Origin of the sequence: Pseudofrankia asymbiotica, assembly GCF_001983105.1 — a bacterium.
GTDB classification, from domain to species: Bacteria; Actinomycetota; Actinomycetes; order Frankiales; family Frankiaceae; genus Pseudofrankia; species Pseudofrankia asymbiotica.
Window position 1 is genome coordinate 11,937 of the sequence record NZ_MOMC01000068.1, and the last position, 18,553, is coordinate 30,489.

Annotated in this window: 11 protein-coding genes; 2 read left to right on the forward strand and 9 right to left on the reverse strand. The window is 72.5% G+C overall.

Annotation, left to right across the window (positions count from 1 at the left end; genetic code table 11):
- Window positions 1-68: 68 nt before the first annotated feature.
- The 3 genes from BL253_RS29850 to BL253_RS29860 all read right to left on the reverse strand — a co-directional run bounded on the left by BL253_RS29850 (window position 69) and on the right by BL253_RS29860 (window position 3,345).
- Entirely contained in the window at window positions 69-704 is a 636-nt protein-coding gene (locus BL253_RS29850) for a DinB family protein (protein WP_241835275.1), read from the reverse strand.
- An 86-nt stretch (window positions 705-790) separates the two neighbouring features.
- A complete protein-coding gene (locus BL253_RS29855; RefSeq protein WP_076820649.1) occupies window positions 791-2,500 on the reverse strand; it encodes a hypothetical protein in 1,710 nt (569 codons plus the stop codon).
- Window positions 2,497-3,345 carry a hypothetical protein gene (locus BL253_RS29860; protein WP_076820650.1) on the reverse strand — a complete coding sequence of 283 codons (849 nt, stop codon included), beginning with the start codon at window positions 3,343-3,345 and terminating at the stop codon, window positions 2,497-2,499. The genes BL253_RS29855 and BL253_RS29860 overlap by 4 nt, the downstream gene beginning before the upstream one ends.
- A gap of 508 nt (window positions 3,346-3,853) precedes the next feature.
- On the opposite strand from BL253_RS29860, the gene BL253_RS29865 reads away from it, so the two are divergent.
- The gene (locus tag BL253_RS29865) at window positions 3,854-8,344 is read left to right on the forward strand and encodes a CHAT domain-containing protein (RefSeq protein ID WP_131831608.1); all 4,491 of its coding nucleotides are present in this window, start codon (window positions 3,854-3,856) and stop codon (window positions 8,342-8,344) included.
- Window positions 8,345-8,618: 274 nt separating this feature from the next.
- Complete coding sequence (locus tag BL253_RS29875) at window positions 8,619-9,011, forward strand: hypothetical protein (protein ID WP_131831609.1); 393 nt, start codon at window positions 8,619-8,621, stop codon at window positions 9,009-9,011.
- 222 nt (window positions 9,012-9,233) lie between these two features.
- Here the strand turns inward: BL253_RS29875 and BL253_RS29880 are convergent, their stop codons facing one another.
- The 6 genes from BL253_RS29880 to BL253_RS29900 form a co-directional block, all read right to left on the reverse strand.
- The gene (locus BL253_RS29880; RefSeq protein ID WP_131831610.1) at window positions 9,234-9,995 is read right to left on the reverse strand and encodes a VWA domain-containing protein; all 762 of its coding nucleotides are present in this window, start codon (window positions 9,993-9,995) and stop codon (window positions 9,234-9,236) included.
- Window positions 9,996-10,116: 121 nt separating this feature from the next.
- Entirely contained in the window at window positions 10,117-10,263 is a 147-nt protein-coding gene (locus BL253_RS42530; protein ID WP_158230449.1) for a hypothetical protein, read from the reverse strand.
- A gap of 56 nt (window positions 10,264-10,319) precedes the next feature.
- Complete coding sequence (locus tag BL253_RS29885) at window positions 10,320-11,918, reverse strand: TRAFAC clade GTPase domain-containing protein (RefSeq protein ID WP_076820655.1); 1,599 nt, start codon at window positions 11,916-11,918, stop codon at window positions 10,320-10,322.
- A gap of 70 nt (window positions 11,919-11,988) precedes the next feature.
- On the reverse strand, window positions 11,989-14,628 hold the full coding sequence (locus tag BL253_RS29890) for a GTPase-associated protein 1-related protein (RefSeq protein WP_076820656.1): 2,640 nt from the start codon (window positions 14,626-14,628) through the stop codon (window positions 11,989-11,991).
- A 17-nt stretch (window positions 14,629-14,645) separates the two neighbouring features.
- Window positions 14,646-15,833 carry a TRAFAC clade GTPase domain-containing protein gene (locus BL253_RS29895; RefSeq protein ID WP_076820657.1) on the reverse strand — a complete coding sequence of 396 codons (1,188 nt, stop codon included), beginning with the start codon at window positions 15,831-15,833 and terminating at the stop codon, window positions 14,646-14,648.
- A 3-nt stretch (window positions 15,834-15,836) separates the two neighbouring features.
- Entirely contained in the window at window positions 15,837-18,506 is a 2,670-nt protein-coding gene (locus BL253_RS29900; RefSeq protein WP_076820658.1) for a fibronectin type III domain-containing protein, read from the reverse strand.
- Window positions 18,507-18,553: the final 47 nt, after the last annotated feature.

An 18,553-nucleotide genomic window follows, 5' to 3' on the forward strand; every position in this document is an offset into this window, starting at 1 on the left:
GGCCCTCGCTGCGCCGTAAGAGGCACCCGGCGGCGGCCCAGCAGATCCGCCCTGGACGTACCACCGTGTCAGCGGTGGTCGGTCTGTCGCCATGCGTATAGATCGCGCAGTGCGCCGATCTGAGCACCGTGATGAGCTATCTCGGTGAGCGCGCCCGCGACGAAGTGGGTGGCCGGGTGCGTGGGACCCGGCGGGCCGGCGACGCACAAGCCGCCACTTGGCGGCTCCGGGGCATAGGTGTACCCGGCGGTCGTGACGTCGAGCTGGTCGTCATCGGCCCGCTCGATCRCCTCGCGGAGGCTCCACCAGTCCTCCCGCGACGCGGCGACGGCCTCGGCGGCACTGGTGAAGATCGGATGATGGGACAGGTACGGGGAGGTCCAGCCGCTGGTCATGGTGCGCGTCCCGCCCAAGAAGTCGACGGCGCACAGACGGCCAGGCAACGACCCTATGTGCCAGTACAGCCAGGCGATGGTGGTCATCGGGACCGGGGTCGGCTCAGGGATCTCGAAGTCCGCCACCCATTCCCCGGCTCCGAACGGGTTCGCTGTCGAGCACTGACCTCGCCAGCGAATACTCCACGTCGTCGTGAAGGGCTCCCAGAAGAACTCGTCGTCGGTCAGACCTTCCCAGGCACGGGCGAGGGTGCGGCGCTCGATCGGGTACATCACCTCCAGCAGCGCGCCAGCCCGCTTCCCGATCATGAACCACATCGTACCCAGACCCTCTGCCCAGCCTGAGTGCCGTACGGGGAGGCGTCGGCACGCGGGCCCTACCGGAGCTTCTCTGCCTACGGCCGGCCGGGCCAGGCGAGCGGGGCCCATATCCCCTCATGGCGGCTGAGCCGCTTACGGAGTGCGTCGAGGCTTGTCGGGAAGGTGTCCGCCAGCGTCTGGTAGCTGTCGACGAAGCCGGTCTCGCCCCAGGGCCGGGCCGGGCACAGCTCATGGCCCCTCGGACCGGGCCCGCTGACACGCTTCACGCAGCGTTCCGTGTCCGCCGCGGTGGTCACGGTCTCGCAGGTGGGATGGGTCGGGTCGGACCAATGCTGGGCCGTCTGCGCCGGGACGAACACCTGACCGGGACCACGCGTGACGGCGGCGGCCAGGACCTTCGCTAGCGGAATCTTGCTCGCGCTCGAGCCCAGGTCCGTTCTGATCTTCTGCGTGAGAGCCCTGACCGCCGTGTCGCGCCGGAACCACAGCTCGGGCAGCACCGCGGCGGCCATCTCGGCGGCACCACGGTGCGGGTCCCGACGGGCCTCGTTGGTAAGCCGGCTYATCAGGACGGACTCGAGTTTCTTGGCGTCCTGGACGGCCAGGTCGTCCGGGAGCGGCGCGACCCGCCCGCCAGACACACCGCGCATCACCCGCCGCAGGCAGCCGAGCAGCAGATAGAGGTCTTCGGCGGCGGCTTCCGATCCGGGCCCGAGTATCCAGGCGACGATGACCGGCCGGCTCGCGGCGACGGTGTCCTCCACCAGCAGCGCCGCCATCAGGCGAGCCAGCTCGTCCGCCTGCTCGAACGCTGAGCCGAGTTCTGGGGTGTCACCGCCGCGATCGAGGACGTCCACCTCCACCGGGAAGGTACCGTCGTCCCGGCGGAGACGGTGCCGCCACAGCTCGCGGTCGAGCCGCTCGAACACCTTGGCGGCGAGCTCGCCGCCCACCGCCTCGGCCGCGACCGTGTAGAAGCCCAGGACATCCGGCTCGTCCGGGCCGCCGTAGTACGGGTTGCGGGTGTCGTGCATGGCGTGGCGCAGTGCCGTCGCGAGCCGGTCGGCCCGCCAGCGGACATCGCCATGCGCATCCGCGGCAGCGGCGGAGGTTGGATCGACAAGTTCGGTGACCGCACGGGCGTAGCCGGCAATGATCAGCAGGAACAGGACGTTGCCCAGTGCGCCTGGCGGAGCCTCCGGCGCCATTCCAGCCGCCTCGCAGTAGGCGGCCAGCTCGCCGGCCCGGCCGAAAATCCAGGCGGCGGTGTCGAGCGGATTGGCACCCGGCGGCGCTGGTCTGGGATTGGCGGCGACCGCCGCCGCGACAATGCGCCGGTCTTCCGGCGGTACCGCCGAGAACTCAGCAGCCAGGCCTGCTTCAAGGCGGTAGGCCGCGACCAATGCCCTGACCAGCACCTCGGAGTCGTCGGCGCGCAGGAGAACGGCCACGGCGACGGGCAGGTCCGGCCACCGGGTCATCACGCCGAACTTCGCCAACGCGTGGTCGTTGCGCGCGTGAACGCCCCTGCGCTGGTCGCCGAATGTCAGCGTCGAGCCGAGCAAATGCTCGAGCTGTTCCGGCGGAACCTCGGTTCCCGCCTCGCTCAACGAGGTGAGCATCGACTCGGCCCGTTTGACCATGGTCTTGACGATCTCGGCCTTGGCCTCGGTCAGGTCGTCCATCGCGGCGAACTTGGACCGGACCCGGTCGAAATCGACCGGGTGGAGCTGGTCGAGGACCAGGCGAGCGATCCGGGCCAGCTTTTCGTGATCGGGGGTCATGGCAGATTCCTGGTACGAACCTTGATCGGGGGAAGACGGGACGGGTCTGCGGCGCTGACGATGCTTGTTCGCAGTACCCCCGGTTCGGCACTGACGAAGCGGGTCCAGCGTTCGGTGCCATCGTCGAAGGCAACCTCCAGCGGAGGTGGGTCAGAACTCGCCGTCACCGCACGCCGGGCAATCAGGTGGATCCGGCGGTCGCTGTACACCTCCCAGGCCAGGTCACGTTCGACGCCGGTGCGCCAGGCCAACTCCACGGGCAGCGCCCACCGGCCCGAGGCCGTCGGCGGGCTGGGCTCGTCGGCGATGTCCTCGTCGTCGTCATCGTCATCGTCAAGGCTTCCGGCGCTTCTGAACCCGAAATCCCGCGTGGGTGGTAGGGAGAGCGCATCGCGCAGGTCGCCCACTCCCAGCCAGGACCACAGACCACGAGCCAGCCGCCCTAGTACCGGCGTCGGTTCGGCGGCGGCGGCAGCGGGTGCCGGCGATTCGTCAGCGAGGATCCAGCGCCGATAGGGCGCCCATGCCTCGGCGAGCTCGTCGACGGCCCGCAGGTTGATCCGCAGCCACCGCGAACGGCTCGGCCCGGCGACGACCTGTTGGATCTCGGCCAGGAGGCGGTCACCGAGCAAGTCCCGCACGTCAGCGGGAACCTGGCCGCCCTCGGCCCTCACCTCGACGAAGGCCGGCGGGCCGTCCGGATCGTCGCGGGCGAAGCCGGCGCGCAGCCCCCGTCGTAACACGGCCACTTTCATCGGCCACACCGTGGCCAGCGTGACCTGCAGCGATGAAAGGTCCGGCACGTAATCGACCCGCACGTGGCCGTCCCACGGTGTCACGGCCACGAAGAATTCACCTCGGCCCCCATTGCGTTCCCCCCGGTGTGGTGGCTGGCAATCACTGTACCGCCGCCGCTGCCTGGTTTCGTCAGCGCCTCGCGGACACCTTGGCCACGCCTTTGCGTCGACGGTCCTCCGGGTGCCGGGCCGGTGGGCGAACCTTAGTCCACCGCGCCAGTCCCTGCCTCGGAGAAGAGAGCTTCCATCCGGGGCCGCGGTGACGACACCAACCGGTGACGTTCCAACCAGCGGAAAGCCCGGGAAGGGCCGCRAGAAAGAAGCCACCCGCTCCACCTTCGTGCCACCAGCTGGCCCAGGTATTACACTCACCAGCGGCGCTCGACGGGGGGCAACATTGGCGAGCTACTGGGCAGCCCGGGCCGAGGAGCTGTTCTCGGTCATGGAGAAGACCGACGATACGGCCCGGGCCGGCGAGGTCGTTCGGTTATTCACCCGGGCAATGGAACGGGATCCGAGCAGTGCGAACGCGCCGCTGTGGTGTCATCGGCTCGGGGTGACCGGTGCATGGCTGGCTGAGGACGGCCTGGCTGACTGGGACGAGCCCGTCGCCTGGCTGCGCCGGGCACTGGCCGGGCCGGCACACCCCGCCGTCGACCCCGACGAGGTCATCACCGACCTGGTGTGGACGATGGTTCGACGCTGCCTCGCCGGGTCGGACGTCGCCGAGTTCGACCGTCTGGTCAAGGGGTTGGACACGCTGCCCCGGCCGACCGCCACGTCCCCGGCCGCGGTCGCCGTCGACTTCTACCGGGCCGTCGCCCGGCTGGGCCGCGCGCGGTCGCGGGATGACCCCAACCGGGACAACCGGGACGACCGGGAGCAGGCCGGCGCGCTGCTGGACGCCGTCCTGGCAGATGTGCCCGACGACTGGCCGTTGCTGCTCGAGACGCTGCTGGAGTACGCCGAGATCTGCGCGGAGGAGGAGCGCTACGCGGTGGGTCTGGCCGCGGTCGTCCGGGCCCGGGCCCAGGCCCTGCCGGAGCCGTCCGGCGATGACGGCGATGACGGCGATGACGGCGATGACGCTGATCTCGACGGGCCCACGCTCGGCGACGGGTTCGCGGCGGAGATCGACCTCGTCGAGGCGCGGTTGCTCGACGGCCGGCTGCTCCAGGCGAACGACGCCGGGGACGCCGATGCGCTCGTCGGCGTCCTCGCCCGGGTCGTCGAGCGCGCGGACCCGACCCCTTACGCCCTGGAGCGCTATGGTCAGCTGCTCGCCACCCGGGGCGACCGCACGGGCTCCCTTGAGGACCTCGCGCTCGGGGCCCGGTGGCTGACGGCGGCCCTGGACGCGGACACAGACCAGTCGGCTGGGACCTGGTACCTGCTCGGCCTGGCCCACCTGCGACGCGCGGAGATCCTCGGTGATCCGGCCCTCTTCGACACCGCGGCCGGGTGCTTCCAGACCGTCCTCGATCGGCCGGACGACGACGTCGATCCGGACGAGGTAACCATCAGCCTGGTGGTCCTGCTGGTGGAGCGCTACTTCGCCGCGCCGGGAGTAGAGGCGGTCAACCAGCTGGTCGAGGCGATCGATCGGGTGCCGCGGCGCCCGGCCGGCTCCCTCGGGCCCGTCGCACTCGACTACTACGCCGCCGCCGCCCGGCTGGTCCGCGCGGAGCTGGTGCCGGACCGGGCCGCCAAGGACCACGCCGACGCGATGACCCGCCTCGACGGCGCGCTGCCGCACGTACCCGACGACTGGCCACTGCTGACCGGGGTCCTCCTCGACTACGCCGGGTGGTGCGGCCGGACAGGCCGGTTCGGCGACGGCCTGGCCGCGCTCACCCGCGCCCGCCGGGTGGCCCCACCGGACGGCCATCCCCAGGAGGTCGACCTCCTCGCGGTTGACCGGCTCGAGGAGTTCCTTCGGGCCGGTCAGAGCAACGACCTCGGCGCCTTGGAAGCACTGCTGGCACGGCTGACTCAGGACCCGACGGCGATGGACGGCGCCAAACCGGGCAACGTCGAGTTCCTGGCCGGTCTGCGGCTCGTCACGCAGGCGGCCCAGACCGGCTCGGACCATGACTTCCAGGCGGCGCTGCGCCAGCTGGACGCCGCGCTGAGGAAAGGCGTCGAGCCGGCGGCGGTCGCCTGGTGCGTCGTCGGGCTCATCCGCGTCGAGCAGGGGGGCCGCACCGGCGACGACCGGCTGCGGGAAAGCGCCGGAGACTACCTCCGAAAGGCTCTCCGGGGCGGGCTCGTCGATCTGGAGCCCAACCTCGCCGCCCTTGCCCACCGCCACCTGGCCATGGCCCTCGGAGCGCGGCTGCAGTCCGATGGCTACCCTGACGCGGCGATCGGCGAGGCCGCCGCCGAGTTGGACGCCGCGTGGCCGCTGTTGGCCGACGGCCGTCTGGGCGCCGTCGCTCGCGCCGAGCTCGCCGGGGCGCTGACGCCGCTGCTGCTGCCGTTGATGGTGCGCGACCTCGACTTCGACGTCGCCCGGCTGGACGAGCTGCACGCGGCGCTGCGGGCCCACCCGGCGCCGCCGGCCCACTGGCCCACCGTGCTGGGCACGTTCGCCCTCGTCCGGGACATGCTGCACGGGCTCGTCCGCAAGGGCCCGGCCGGCGTGCCCGCCTACAGCGAGTCCCGGGCCCGCGACGTGTTCGGCGACGCGCCGATTCCCGACCAGCTGGTCCCGATGGTCGCTTACCAGGAGATGTTGCGGGCCCACGCGAGCGGTGAGCGGGCGCGCATGCAGGATGCGCTCACGCTGGTCCAGGATCTCGAATCCCCGGAGGCCCGTCTGGTCTCCGGTCTCGCCGAGACTCAGCTCGCTCTCTGGGACGGGAAGGACATCACCGCCGTCCTGGACCGCGTCGCGAAGACCATCGAGGACTTCGGAACGGGCGATCCGGCGGCCCGCCTCATGAACAGCGACATGCTGCCCACGGTGCGACTGCTGAGAATGATAAGCCGCGCTCAGACGGGCGGGAAGGTCTCGCCGCGCGAGTACGCGCGCCTGCTTCCGTCGCTGATGCGCGGGGCCGCCAGCCTGGCCCGCGGCCGCGCCGGGCACGGGCGCCGGGGGGCCGGCCACGCCCCGGCAACCGACCCGTTGACGTCGGCGTTGTCCGGTGTCCTGCCGCTGGCGCAGGCGACTCTTGCGGCGGCCATACCGTTCTACCCGGCCGGCGCCCGCCGCGGGATCCTGGACAAGGCCGCGCGCTTCGCCGGAACCGGCGACCCGGGCGCGATCGCGATCGGGAACTGGCAGCTCGCTGTCCAGACCGGCGACCGCCAGGYCGCGGCGCAGACCGTCGTTTGGGCGGACCGGGCGCTGACCGCCCTGGAAGGCCCTCAGCACCCGGACTGGGCGGGCATGGCCCTGATCGCCGCGGAGGGCCGCCGCCTGCGCCGGTCGGGCGATGACCTGAAGCACTCCCGAGAGCTGGGGCTGTCAGCGTTGAGATGCCACACCTGGCGCGTGCTGCTGCAGTCAGGCACCGCCGACGCCCTGGCCGCCGCCCGGGACGCGATCGAGGACGCGCTGACCGTCGCCGACTGGTGCGCCGAGGACCGCGAGGCCGCCGACCTGATCCTCGCCCTCGACGCCGGCCGCGGGCTGGCGCTGCACGCGGCGGTGACGACCCGCTCGGCGGCCGAACGCCTCACCGACCTGGGTGCGGGCAAGCTCGCCGCCGACTGGGCCAAGGCCGGCGGGGACGAGCGGGTCGACATCGGGCTGAACGTGAAGGTCCAGGGCGAGCTGCGCCGCAGGGTGCTCGACGCGCTGGCCTCCGGCGCCGGCGACCTGCTCGAGCCGCCGCGCCCCTACCAGATCCGGGCCGCCCTGCAGGACCACGGCTCCGACGCGCTTGTCTATCTGGTACCGGGCGGGCCGCTCGAGGACGGGGGAACGCGGCCGGGCCGGGCGGTCGTCGTGCCGGCCAGCGAGGCGGCGCCGCTGCAGATACTGCCGCTGCCCAGGCTGGTCGTGGGGCCGGGCACGCCGCTGGAGCGCTACGCCGAGAGGTACCAGGCCCGGCATCGGGGCGGCCTGCCGAAGGCCGAGACCGAGGCGGCTCTCGAGGCCTGGCGCGCCGAGCTGTCCACGCTGCTCGCCTGGGCCGGCCGGGAGGTCGGCACCGACCTGCTCAGGGCGGCCAGGTCGTGGTCCGCGGACCCGGGCTGCCCCCGCCTGGTACTCGTCCCGGTCGGCCCGCTGGCCCTGGTGCCCTGGCACGCCGCGGTCTGCGACGACGGCCGAGGGACACCGACGCCGTTGGCTGCGCGGGCCGTCGTGTCGTACATCCCGTCGGCCCGGTTGTTGTGCCGGGCGGTCAGCGCTAGGCCGGTCACCACCGGCGAAACCCTGATCGTCGGCAATCCCGCGGGCAGGAAGAGCCTGCGCGGCGCCGCTCTCGAGGCGCGAGCCGTGCGCCAGGCCTTCTACAGGGGCGCGACGTTCTACGGCCGCGGGATGCCCGGCCAGGCACAGCCCGAAGGCGAGGGGACTCCCGCCGAGGTACTGGCCTGGCTGCGGGGCCAGGCGTCGGGCCGCCGCCTGCTGTACCTGGCCTGCCACGGCCAGGCCGAACCGTCCGAGCCGACCCGCTCCCGCCTGGTGCTGGCCGGCGGCCCGTTGGCCACCAGCGAGCTGCTCGCCCACCTGCCCGCCGAGGCGACCCCGGTGGAGCGGGTCGTCCTGTGCGCCTGCTCGAGCAACGTCAGCGGCCTGGACTACGACGAGGCGTTCAGCGTCGCCACCGCGTTCCTGGCCGCCGGCGCCCGGACCGTCTTCGGGTCGATGTGGGACGTGCCCGACCACCTCACCTCGCGGATCATGTTCGCGGTCCATCACTACCTGGCCGAGGGGTGCTCCCCCGCCGAGGCGCTGCACCGGGCCCAGCTGTGGTCGCTCAACCCCGACCGCGAGTTCCTGCCGACCATGCCGGACGAGCTGCTCGTCGCGCAGACCGGCGCCTCCGACGACCCGGCTGGCTGGGCCGGTCTCGTCCACCTGGGCGTCTGAGGGCGGGGGCGGGAAACGCACCATCGGCGGACCGCCGTGGAAATGTCCTCGGCGTGCTGACGTCCCGGATAGGGTTTATGACCCACCATTACTCGGCCGAGAGGCAGCCTCCGGCCGACGCGCCGCACCGGGCCCAGCGGTGGGCTCTCGACCCCGGCGGGCCGCTATCCGTATTCATTCCCGACGAGCTGATGGACGCCCGCGATGGCCGGTCCACCGACGACTCGGCCGGCTGGACCGGCCGCGTCCGCGTCGGTGTCTGAGGGATGTGGTCATGACGGGGGTCTTTGCCGCGATCTGGGGACTGTTCGGAGGGTTCTGCGCGGAGGGTTTGGGTTTCTACATAGCGGTCCGGCACAAGGTCACGTGGCCCTGGCGCGCCAGGGGTGGACCGTCTCTCCTCGTCTACGCGAGCGCGGAGCTGGTCCGCCTGATCATCGGTGCGGGCTTGGCCTGGGCATTCGCGGCTTCGGGCCAGATCGCCACTCCGGTCGCCGCGCTGGCGGTCGGCGTGGCGGCTCCCCTGCTCGTGGAGCGTCTCTCCCAAGCCGGTCCCCTGACGGTGGGCGAGTCGGCGGCCCCAAGGCTTGCCAGGCCCGCGCGGCGACCGGGCGAGACGAACCCGGGTCGGGCCGGGTCCACGTCGTCGGGCACGGCGAACCCCTGAGCCAGCCCCTCCTGAAAGCGTGGCTCGGCCTCTCGCGCGTGCGGCCTGCTCATGCCGAGGCTGGCCAGGGCTTCCTCGGCATTGCGGAGCGCCTTTCCGTGGTCCTTCCTCGGTGCACCATCGCGTCGCCCCTCTCGGTGGCGGTCGCCGCCGGCGCGCCGCCCGGGCCAGAGGGGAGTCACGGCAGGCCCGGCACGAGAGGCGCTCCTCGCGCGCGGCGAGTCATCGGGCGGCGTCGGCGCGGAGGATTCCCGCCGTGGTCGCCGCGGCGACCCACGTCTCCCACCCGTCCGCCATCGCCTCGGCGAACTGGGCGTCGGACATGGCGAGCGTGGGGAAGGTCGTCACCCTGACGTTGGGTACCAGGCGGCCTGGCTGTCCTCGTTCGAGCTGGTCGAGGAACCGGACACGGCCGAGGGCGAGGAACTTCAGGAACACCGGGTAGCGGGCGGTCTCCGCGCAGGCGCTGGCAGCCTTCGACTGACTGTCGGGCTCGCCGTCGGTCACCACCATGGCGAAGAGCGGCAGGTCGCTGACGGAGGCCTGGGAGCGGATCCGGGCCAGGGCGAGGTCGAGCGCGGTGCCCTGCATGTCCCTGGGCTGCCACAGGCCGCGCCGCCCGCCGCTGCCGACGACGCCGCGGTAGTTGGCCACGCCGACAACCGCGCCGTCACGCAGCCGGGAGTCCCAGGGGATGACGGGAATCTTTCCGTCGGCGTCCAGCTGCAGGGCGAAACCGAGTGCCCGTTCGACGAGCTCCTGAACCGCGCCGGACCTGTAGTAATGGCCCATCGAACCGGAGTGGTCGAGCATGAGGACGCACCGGGCGCGGATCCCGGTCAGGCCGCGTCTGGCCAGTGACTCGCCGGCGACGTCGGCCCGCGAAGCGAGCATGCCGTGGCCGGCGGAACGCAGCGACGACACGTCGACCGCCGCGCCGGCGCCATAGATGAGCCGAGCCGTGTGCGCGGGGCCTGATTTCATACCGAACGCCACATCAACCCCCTTTGAGTCGTCCGCCGGCCTGGACGGTACTGGTGAGAACCTGCCGAGACGGCGTGCGTGGCCATGGGACGCGGAGCGGTTAGTTGAGAATGCGGAGCGGTCAGTGGGCGAGCTGGACCGCAACGGAGATGGCCCCGATGATGAGCGCGAGCAGGAGTGCCGCGCTTAGGGTCACGCCCACGGCGAAGGTGGTCCAGAACATTCCCCGCCGCCAGGAGCGGTACGGGTCCCTAGCGAGAGTCGCCATGCGGCGCAGCCTTTCCGGAAGGTGGGTGGCAGAGGGATGCCGAAGAAAACGGGAACCTAGGCCGCGAGGCGCAGACCATGCTGCCCGAGTGTCCAGCCGGCCAGCCGCTCGACGCTGTCGTCGACGTCGCCGTGGCTGTCGACGACGGCGGACGTGAGGAAGAACCGGACCTCGCCGAAGGCGAGCTTCATCGCGCGCAGCAGGTTGCCCTGCTCCAGCGTGTCGCCGAACCAGCGCTGCACGGACAGGTCGTCGGCCTGCACTCCGTCGTCCGCGAGCACCTTGGTCACCAGATCGCTCTTGGTCACCGCGACGACGAGGCGGGCCTTGGAGGTCTTCACGCCCATCTCGGTCAGCGTCGAGGCCACCTGACCGAACACGAACTCCGGGTCGCGCTTCGCGCGTAGCGCCTCGTACTTCGTCTTCTCGGCGCCACCGAGCCTCTTCCACAACGGCTCGATCGACAGCGGGTCGACGGTGAACAGGAAGGTGTCCGCCAGGCTCAGGTACTGCAGGTCCTGCAGGTCGTCGGTCTGGTTGAAGAACTCACCCGCGGCGTCGAAGACGTGGACGAACCGGGCCGAACCACGGCGTGGCTTGACGTAGATCGAGTGGCTGCGCCGCGGGCCGTCCGCGCGCGACGTCGCGCTCACCTGTCCGCGCTCGGCGAGCTCGCGCCTCGACTTCTCCTCCTCGGTGCGGCTGCTGTCGTCGCGGAACTCGGCAGYCCCGCCGCGGCGCCGTGTCAGTCCCTCGATCGCCATCATGAGGACGACCATCAGCTGGGTCTTGCCTGCGGACGTCGCCCCGAACACGGGCAGCACGATCTCGGACGCCTCTCCCGCGCCCTTGACGAGCGGACGGTCACAGTTCGGGCAGAAGGCGTCCAGCCTGGTGCTTCCAAGCAGGATCGACGTCGGCATCTTGGCGCCGCAGGYGCAGGTACGGCGCAGCACACCGTAGTGGCCCGGCCGGACGTCCCGGTGGTGCGTCTGGCATTCCGTGCACGCGTAGGCCGGGTAGATGCCGGCCTCGTAGCACTTCGGGTCCGTGCAGTGAATCCGGACGCGGCGAATCCGAAGGAGCGCGGAGTCCAGAGCACGCAGCACGGCAATCGTGGCGAGCGCGGCGAGCCGCGCGAGGACCATCACGGCGGTCTGCGCCGCGGCGGCCACCGCCATGGCGCCGATCGCGAACCCGCCACCGACGAGGACGCCCGCCATCCGGATGGCGCCCAGGAGCTTCCGGAGCCCGCCGGGCTGGTGCATCGGCGGCTGCAGGTCGGGCGCCGCCTTGGAGAACTTCCCGAACCAGCGGACCATGATGACGCCGCGCTGGCGGTTCCACTGCCGGAGCATCCGCTTCCAGCCGGCCTTCTGCGCGTGCTGGAAGTCGCGCCGCGCCTGGCCCACCAGGTAGTGCGCGTACGCCGGCTCCTTGTCGCCGTCCCGGCGGGACGGCGGAGCCGGGACGGCGAGCGCCGTCGACGGCTGCTTCCCGACACCCATGTTCTGGGCGAAACCCTCAAAATAGGCGACGACCATCACCACGAAGACGACGATCGGGACCGGCCTCGGGAGTGAGAGGACCGCCGAGACGAACCAGAAGGCGAACGAGATAAGGAAGAGCAGGAAGATGACGTGAAGGACGATCATCGGTAGCTACCCCTGCGTGTCGAGCGGGTGGCGGCAGACCGCCGCGAGTGTGGGGACGCGGCGGCGCGCATCAGCGGCCGCCGCCCTTGGGGCCCTTGCCCGACTTGTCGGGCCCGCCCTTGCGTGACTTGCCGGCCTTCGCGGCCTGCGCGGCCTTTTGCGCCTCTTCCTCGCGCTCCTCTTCCTTGCGGAGCCGGCGCTCGGCGAACTTGCGGCGCGTCCAGCCGCCCGCGCTGAGGTCTCGCCAGTCCGCGAAGTTCTTGGCGGCCCCCGCGTCGAGCCGGCCCAGTCCGGCCTCGACGCCTTTGAGCCGTCCCAGGGGCCACTCGACCAGCCGAGGCTCGAGGAACTCGAAGATCCGATCCGCGGTGTCCCGCGCGGCCTGCGCCGGGTTCCCACTCAGGACGTACTGCGCGTAGTACAGGTCGACGGCGATGTCGAGCCGCGCCACGGAGTCGGGGCGCAGATGGCGGTCAACGCTGTAGAGGTAGCTGTCCAGCGCCCGGGAGACCAGCACCGAGAGCGCCGCCACCAGCCGGTCCGGCTCTCGGTGCAGGTCCTCGAGCAGCCGGTTGAGCTTGTGCTGCGGGCCCTGCGCGTCGACGGGGTCAAGACCGCCGATCTGGGCGGACAGCACCTTGGCCTCCTGGACGGGCCCGCGTTTCCTGGCCGCGGCCGCCTTGCGCTCGGTGCTCAGGTGCCGCATGACGACCTCGTCGGCAGGCTCGGACAGCCGCAGCCCCGCATCCCGCACCGCATGGCACAGGGCGTCCAGGTCCTCCAGGTAGTCGCCGTCGGCGTCGCGCTCCCTACGGGTCAGCACGGCGTCGAGCCAGGCCAGCGGCGGGCCTGCCAGCGCGCCCGGTCTCTTGCTCAGCTCGGTGACGACCCGGCGGGCTTCGTCGGCCGTCCAGCGACTATCCGGCCACAGCAGCCGCAGCACGTCGGCATCGAGCAGCGGCCGCCGTGCCCGGTGGGCGCCGACCCAGCCGTCGTCCGGCCCGTCCGGCCCGCCCGGCCCGCCCGCGCCGTGCCCGCCGTGCCCGCCGAGCAGCGCGTAGCGCACGAGCCGGTCCACCGGGTCCGCGTCACCGTCGGGCCGGACAAGCCGCCAGACCGCGTCGAGCGCCGGCCACGCATCGAGCCCGGCCTCCTCCGCCACGCGGGCGAGGGGGCCGGTGAGCAGGCCGGACAGGGTGGCAAGCGCCGTGTCGGCGGCGCCCGCGGCGACCTCGTCGAGCACACCGTCCCTGAGCTCGGGCCAGGCGCCCACCAGCCGCGTGACGGTCTCCGGGGCCGCGCGGCCGTCCACAGCCAGCGGCGCGACCAGCTTGCGCCCCAGCGTGCCCAGCAGCGTGGGCGGCAACGGCAACGCCTCGGTCGCGGCCCAGGTCAGCATCTCCAGCACACGTCTCGCCGCCAGGCCGCGGAATGCTCGCGCCAGCTCCTCGCCGGCGTACGTCCGGCCGGCCGCCGTGCGCGGCAGCGGTGCCGCGGTGGCGTGCTCGCCCGCCGGCCCGTCCCGCAGGACCGCGATCCACCGATCGGTCGTCTCCTTCTCGGCCGCGAGGAGGAGGTCGGCGGCGCCCACCGCGTTCGCCGCGGCGACGAGGTTCGCGAGGACGGGAAGCCCGTCCGCGCCAGCCGGGACGGCTGTCAGGACCGTGGGGCCGAGCCGCGCGACCGCGCGACCGCCGCGCGCCGCGCCCTCCGTGGCGAGCCAGTCGGCGGCGGCCGCGGCGACGGTCTCGGCCTCCGCCTCGCTGAGCGCCGCGCGCAGGCTGGGTGCGCTGAACAGCGCGGCGGACAGCAGGGCCGCCCACCGGTCCGGCACGCTCGGGAGCTCACCGGCCAGGTCCCGCGCCGCCGCCCACAGCTCGCCGGCCGCGCGCGGGCCGAACCAGGCGAGCAGCTCGGCCCAGTCCGCCGCCGCGACGTCGCTGGACCGTCCACCGGGCACGTCGAACTGGACGTAGGTGGTGAACGCCGCGCTGTCGCGCTCGACCTCGGTCTCCGGCACGGTGGCGACGAGGTCGAGCGTGCAGAACGCCGGGCGGCTGTGGTAGGTCGCGAACGACATCCGCCGGGCAAGCGCCGGCGGCAGCAGGTAGCTGACCAGGGCCACCCAGTGCGCGGCCAGCTCGCTGGTCTCCTCGATGAGGATCGTGGAGCGGCGCTCGCTCGCTGTCATCCCGGCGGCGACCGCGGTCAGCAGGGCCGACAGCACGTCGACGCGGTCCGGGTCCACCTCCAGGAACTCGGCCGCGGCCGCCCGGTCGAGCGGGCCGAGCAGGGGCGGCGCGGGGAGATCGTCGAGGTGGGTGTCGGATGACTCACGGTGGGTCCAGGCGGGCGAGCGCCACAGCTCGATCGGCAGCGCCTCGCCGAGCTGCCCCGCGATGTCCGTGCTCACCAGCGCATGCGCGAAGTAGTTCCCGAAGCGTTTCGAGTAGTCGTTGCCGAGAAAAACGACATTGGCCAGCACGGAATGGTCGTCCGCCGGCTCGAAGCACAGGTTGACCGGGCAGACCGCGATGGCGGCGGCGTCCGCGTTGTAGGGCACGGACTTCGGTGGGGTGTACGCGGTGAGACCCTCGACCCGGCGCATCACCTCCGGCGGCACGTCGTCACTCGCCGCGTTGAACTGGAAGCCGGGAAAACCGGAGATCCCACGCGCGCACGAGGTGTAATACAGTTGCTGAAAGCTCATCCCCCGTCGACCTCCGGTCAGGACTTGCTGGGCTTGCTCTTCGGAATGGCTTTGAACTCGCTGAGCAGCCAGAGGAACGGGTCCGCGACCCGGTGCGGCTGCACCACCCCGGTGGAAAGCCGGCCGTCATCGGTCGGCGGCGCACCGAGCGCGGACAGACCGAAATACCGGTACTTCGCCCAGTAGCGCTGCAGCGCGAGGTCTATGCCGGAGCCGTCCCAGTCGTCGAGCAGCGCCCGGATGTAGTCGTGGACCTCGAGGCTGTCGTCGGTCTCGAACTGGGGGCTCGTCGGCGCCGGGCGGCGCACCGCGGACTCCTCGCCCAGGCTGTCCCACAGCGCGTCCATCTTGGAGAACGCGAGCGCGATCGGTCGGTCGATCTTCCCGCCGGGCTTCACCTTGAGCTCCGGGATGAGCAGCTCGGTGATCCGGGTCAGCACGTCGAGGGGGGACTCCACGTCCGAGGCATCCGGGCGCGGAGCACCGGGCGCGGTGAGGTCCTTCGTGGCCCGCATGCTGAGCGGGTCGACGAGCAGGATGATGGCATCGGCGCTGGCCAGGTACGAGACGTTCTGCTCGATCCCCTCGACCGTGTTCAGGTCCTCACCCGCGGTGTCGAAGAAGGACAGCACCGTGCGCCTCTCGGTCGCCCGCAGGCTCCCGTCGCCGGCCCGGGCGAAGTTGAACACCAGCGGCGGGCTCACGCCGCGGGCCGCGGCGGTCTGCGTCGGCGGCAGCAGCTCGTGCCTGCCGTAAAGCGCGTCCTCGTACCGGTCCCGGTAGGTCTTGCGGGTCTCGTCGTCCGCGCCAAGCAGCGACGAGCCGAAGCGCGCGCCGACGGAATTCTTCAGCTCATGCAGCAGCACGGTCATGTAAGCCGTCTTGCCGGAGTACTTCGCGCCGACGAGCGCGATGAGGCGGCTCTCGTTCTTACCGAAGTGCGTGGGCAGCCGGCTGTGGCATTCCGGGCACACTCGGTTCGTCGTCTCCAGGCCGCAGTCGACGTGGTGCGCGCTCAGCTTGGCCCCGTTCGCCTGAAACACCGGCGGATAGGGCCGCGGATCCCCCAGGCGCTTCCTCAGCACGGGGTCGGGCGCTGTCTTGCACTGCGGCTTCCCTCCTTTCCCCGGACGCCCGGTGCACCGGAAACCGATGGCCTTCTCTTTGAACCGGCCGTAGCAGTAGGGGCAAACCAGGAGGCTCACCCATCACCTCGTTCCACGTAGGCGAACCAGTGTCACCGGCGACGTGCCGGGGTTCGCGGCGTCGACAAAGCAGGCCAGCCCGCCCGCGTTCTTCCAGGCGGCGTCCAGTTTCAGGACCAGCGGCTGCCCGCCCGGCGCCCGGCTGGCCGGCAGTGTTCCGAGGGACGTACCGCTCGACCGGTTCAGCGGCAGGATGCCGTCGGCCCGGCCGACGACGACCAGCGTGGGCAGGTCGCAGTCCTGCTCGGCGGTCAGCGTGACCAGCACGGACTTCCGCTTGACCGCGACCGTGTAGCTGACCTTGACGGCCCGTCCGGGCACGTCGATGGTGACGGCCGGTGACAGGGTCTCGATGCCGTCGATCCGGGCCAGCGCGCGCACCCCGACGGTGACCGCCGCCGGTCCGACCGTGATCTGGGCGCCACCGTCGTCCTGGTAGCGGCGCAGCCCGATGGTGATCGGGTGGTTCCCGCGCCCGGAACGCGCGCCGGCCGGCCACCACTCCACCCGGGCATGCCCGATGCCCGCCGGCCATTCCCAGCGCAACCGGGCCAGGTCGCCGAACCGGTCCGCGGCGAGGCCGCCGACCGGATCGATGAACGCCAGCGGCACCGTGTTGCCGACGGCGACCGCCGCCCCGGACGGCACGGTGGACACCGGGGTCAGGTAGCCGCGGCTCGCGGCCAGCGGCAGCATCATCCGCCCGTCCGGCCGCCGCTCGGGCGTGCCCGGCTGGGGCGAGCCGAGCTGGCCGGCCCGGGCGGCGGGCACCTGTGCCCCGGGCTCCCACACCGGCGGCTTCCCACCGAGCCGGATCTCGACGGTGCCGACCGGCGGCGGCGTCCAGACGGCGACGACGCGCCCCGCGTACGCGCCGGAGCTGGGCAGTTCGACCGCCAGGTCGGTGACCGGCCGCGCGGGCCGCTGCGGCCGGGCGGTGGCGGCCACCCCGGGCGCCGTCTGCCGGGTACCGCCCCGGCCGAGGTAGGTGGCGCGCACCGTGTACTCGTAGGTGACACCGGGCCGAACGTCACCGTCGGTGAACGCGTCGCGCCCGGCCCGGACCTCGGTCTCAGCCCGGTCGCCGCTCTGGCGCCGGGTCACGACGATGCCGTCGGCCTTCGGGTGCGGCCGCCAGGTCCCACGTACCAGGTGCTCCTCGGCCGTCAGTGCCAGCTCCGCGACGTCCGGTACGAGGAGCACCGGCGCCGACGACACCGCGGCCGACCAGATGCCCTCCGTCCGTGCGGCGAACACCGAGTACCGCACCGGCTCGCCGACCGGCGGCGCCACGTCGACAGTGCTGTTGGCGGTGAGCTCCTCGAGGCGCTCGCCGCCGTCCGGTCCGGGGACCGCCGTGCCACGGCTGCGGACCACGCGGTAGCCGACGTTGCCGGTCCGCGCGGCGCTCGGCGTCCACCGCACCGTGACCTTCCCGTCGAGCGCCGTGACGGTGAGGTCGGTGGGCGGCGGCGGCGCGATGCCGCGCAGTCGGGCGGCGAGGTCCTCGTCGTCGGTGACGATCTCCAGGACCTGGGCAAAGGACGCGGCCGCGTCCTCGAAGCGCCGCGTCCTGAACGCCTGGTCCCCCTGCCGGGCCAGTTGTTCGGCCCGGGCGAGCGCCTCGTTGACGCGCCTCTCGGCGTCGGCCCGCTCGTCGCTCGCGGGCACCTCGACGAGCAACTGCCTCGCCGTGCGCAGCCGCCGCTGCGCGATCGCCTCGACGACCTCGTCGAGCGGGCCTCCGGAGGGCTGCCCGCCTCCCGCGCGCGCGAGGTCGAGGACGAGGACGGCGAGCTCCTCGGCCTCGTCGCGGACCAGGCCGAGCTCGACGGCCTGGCTGGTGAGCGCGGGCGCGGGYAGGCCGGCGGTGGCCAGCTCCCGCAGGGCCTCGGCGGTCTCCCAGCAGATAAGCGCCTGGTAGCCGCCGCCCGAACCGTCCCGCAGCACGGGCAGCACGGTGCCCAGCACGTTCATGGCGGCCGTCTTGCGCTCGTCGTTGGCGCGGTTCTCCCAGTCCTTGCGCACCTGCTCGGCGCGTGCCGCGCTGACCGCCGCGCCGGCCTTCGCCCGGAAGCCGTCGCGCAGCTGGAAGCCGGCCCGGACCGTGCCCTCGTCCAGGACGAGCTCCGCCGACAGGCGCAGGCCGAGCTGGGCCAGGTTGGCGCGCAGCGTGGCGGCGCTCCCGACCGGGGGACGGTCCGGGAGCTTCCAGCCCGGCGTGACCAGCCGCAGCTTGTGCCGGCCGAGCGCCACGACGACCGCCCCGCGGTCGGCCACGCCCCGCAGGCTGGCGGCGAGCGCGTCGACCATGGCCTCAGTGACGCACGGCCCGCCGGCGGCGAGTCCGGTGAGCAGGGCGTCGACCTTGCCCGCCGCCTCGGCGCGGACGGTCTCGCGCTGGCCGCGGAAATGCTCGGGGGTCAGCTGACCCGCCTTCTCCAGCGCGGAGTGCGCGGCCAGCAGCGCCGTCGAGGTGTTCGCGTAGGTGATCTTCTGCTTCAGCGCCCGCCAGAACTTGACGACCTCGGCGACCCGTGCGTCGAACGCCTCCGCGCCGCGCAGGGCCGCGTCGTCCATCGCGTACCGCTCGCAGAGGTCCGCCGGGATCGTCTTGTCCTTGCGCGCCGGGTCGACGACGCGTTTCTGGTACGCGGTGGCGTCGAAAGACATGGGATCCCCCTCTCGTCAGGGCCGCGACTGGACCCGGCGGGGGCACG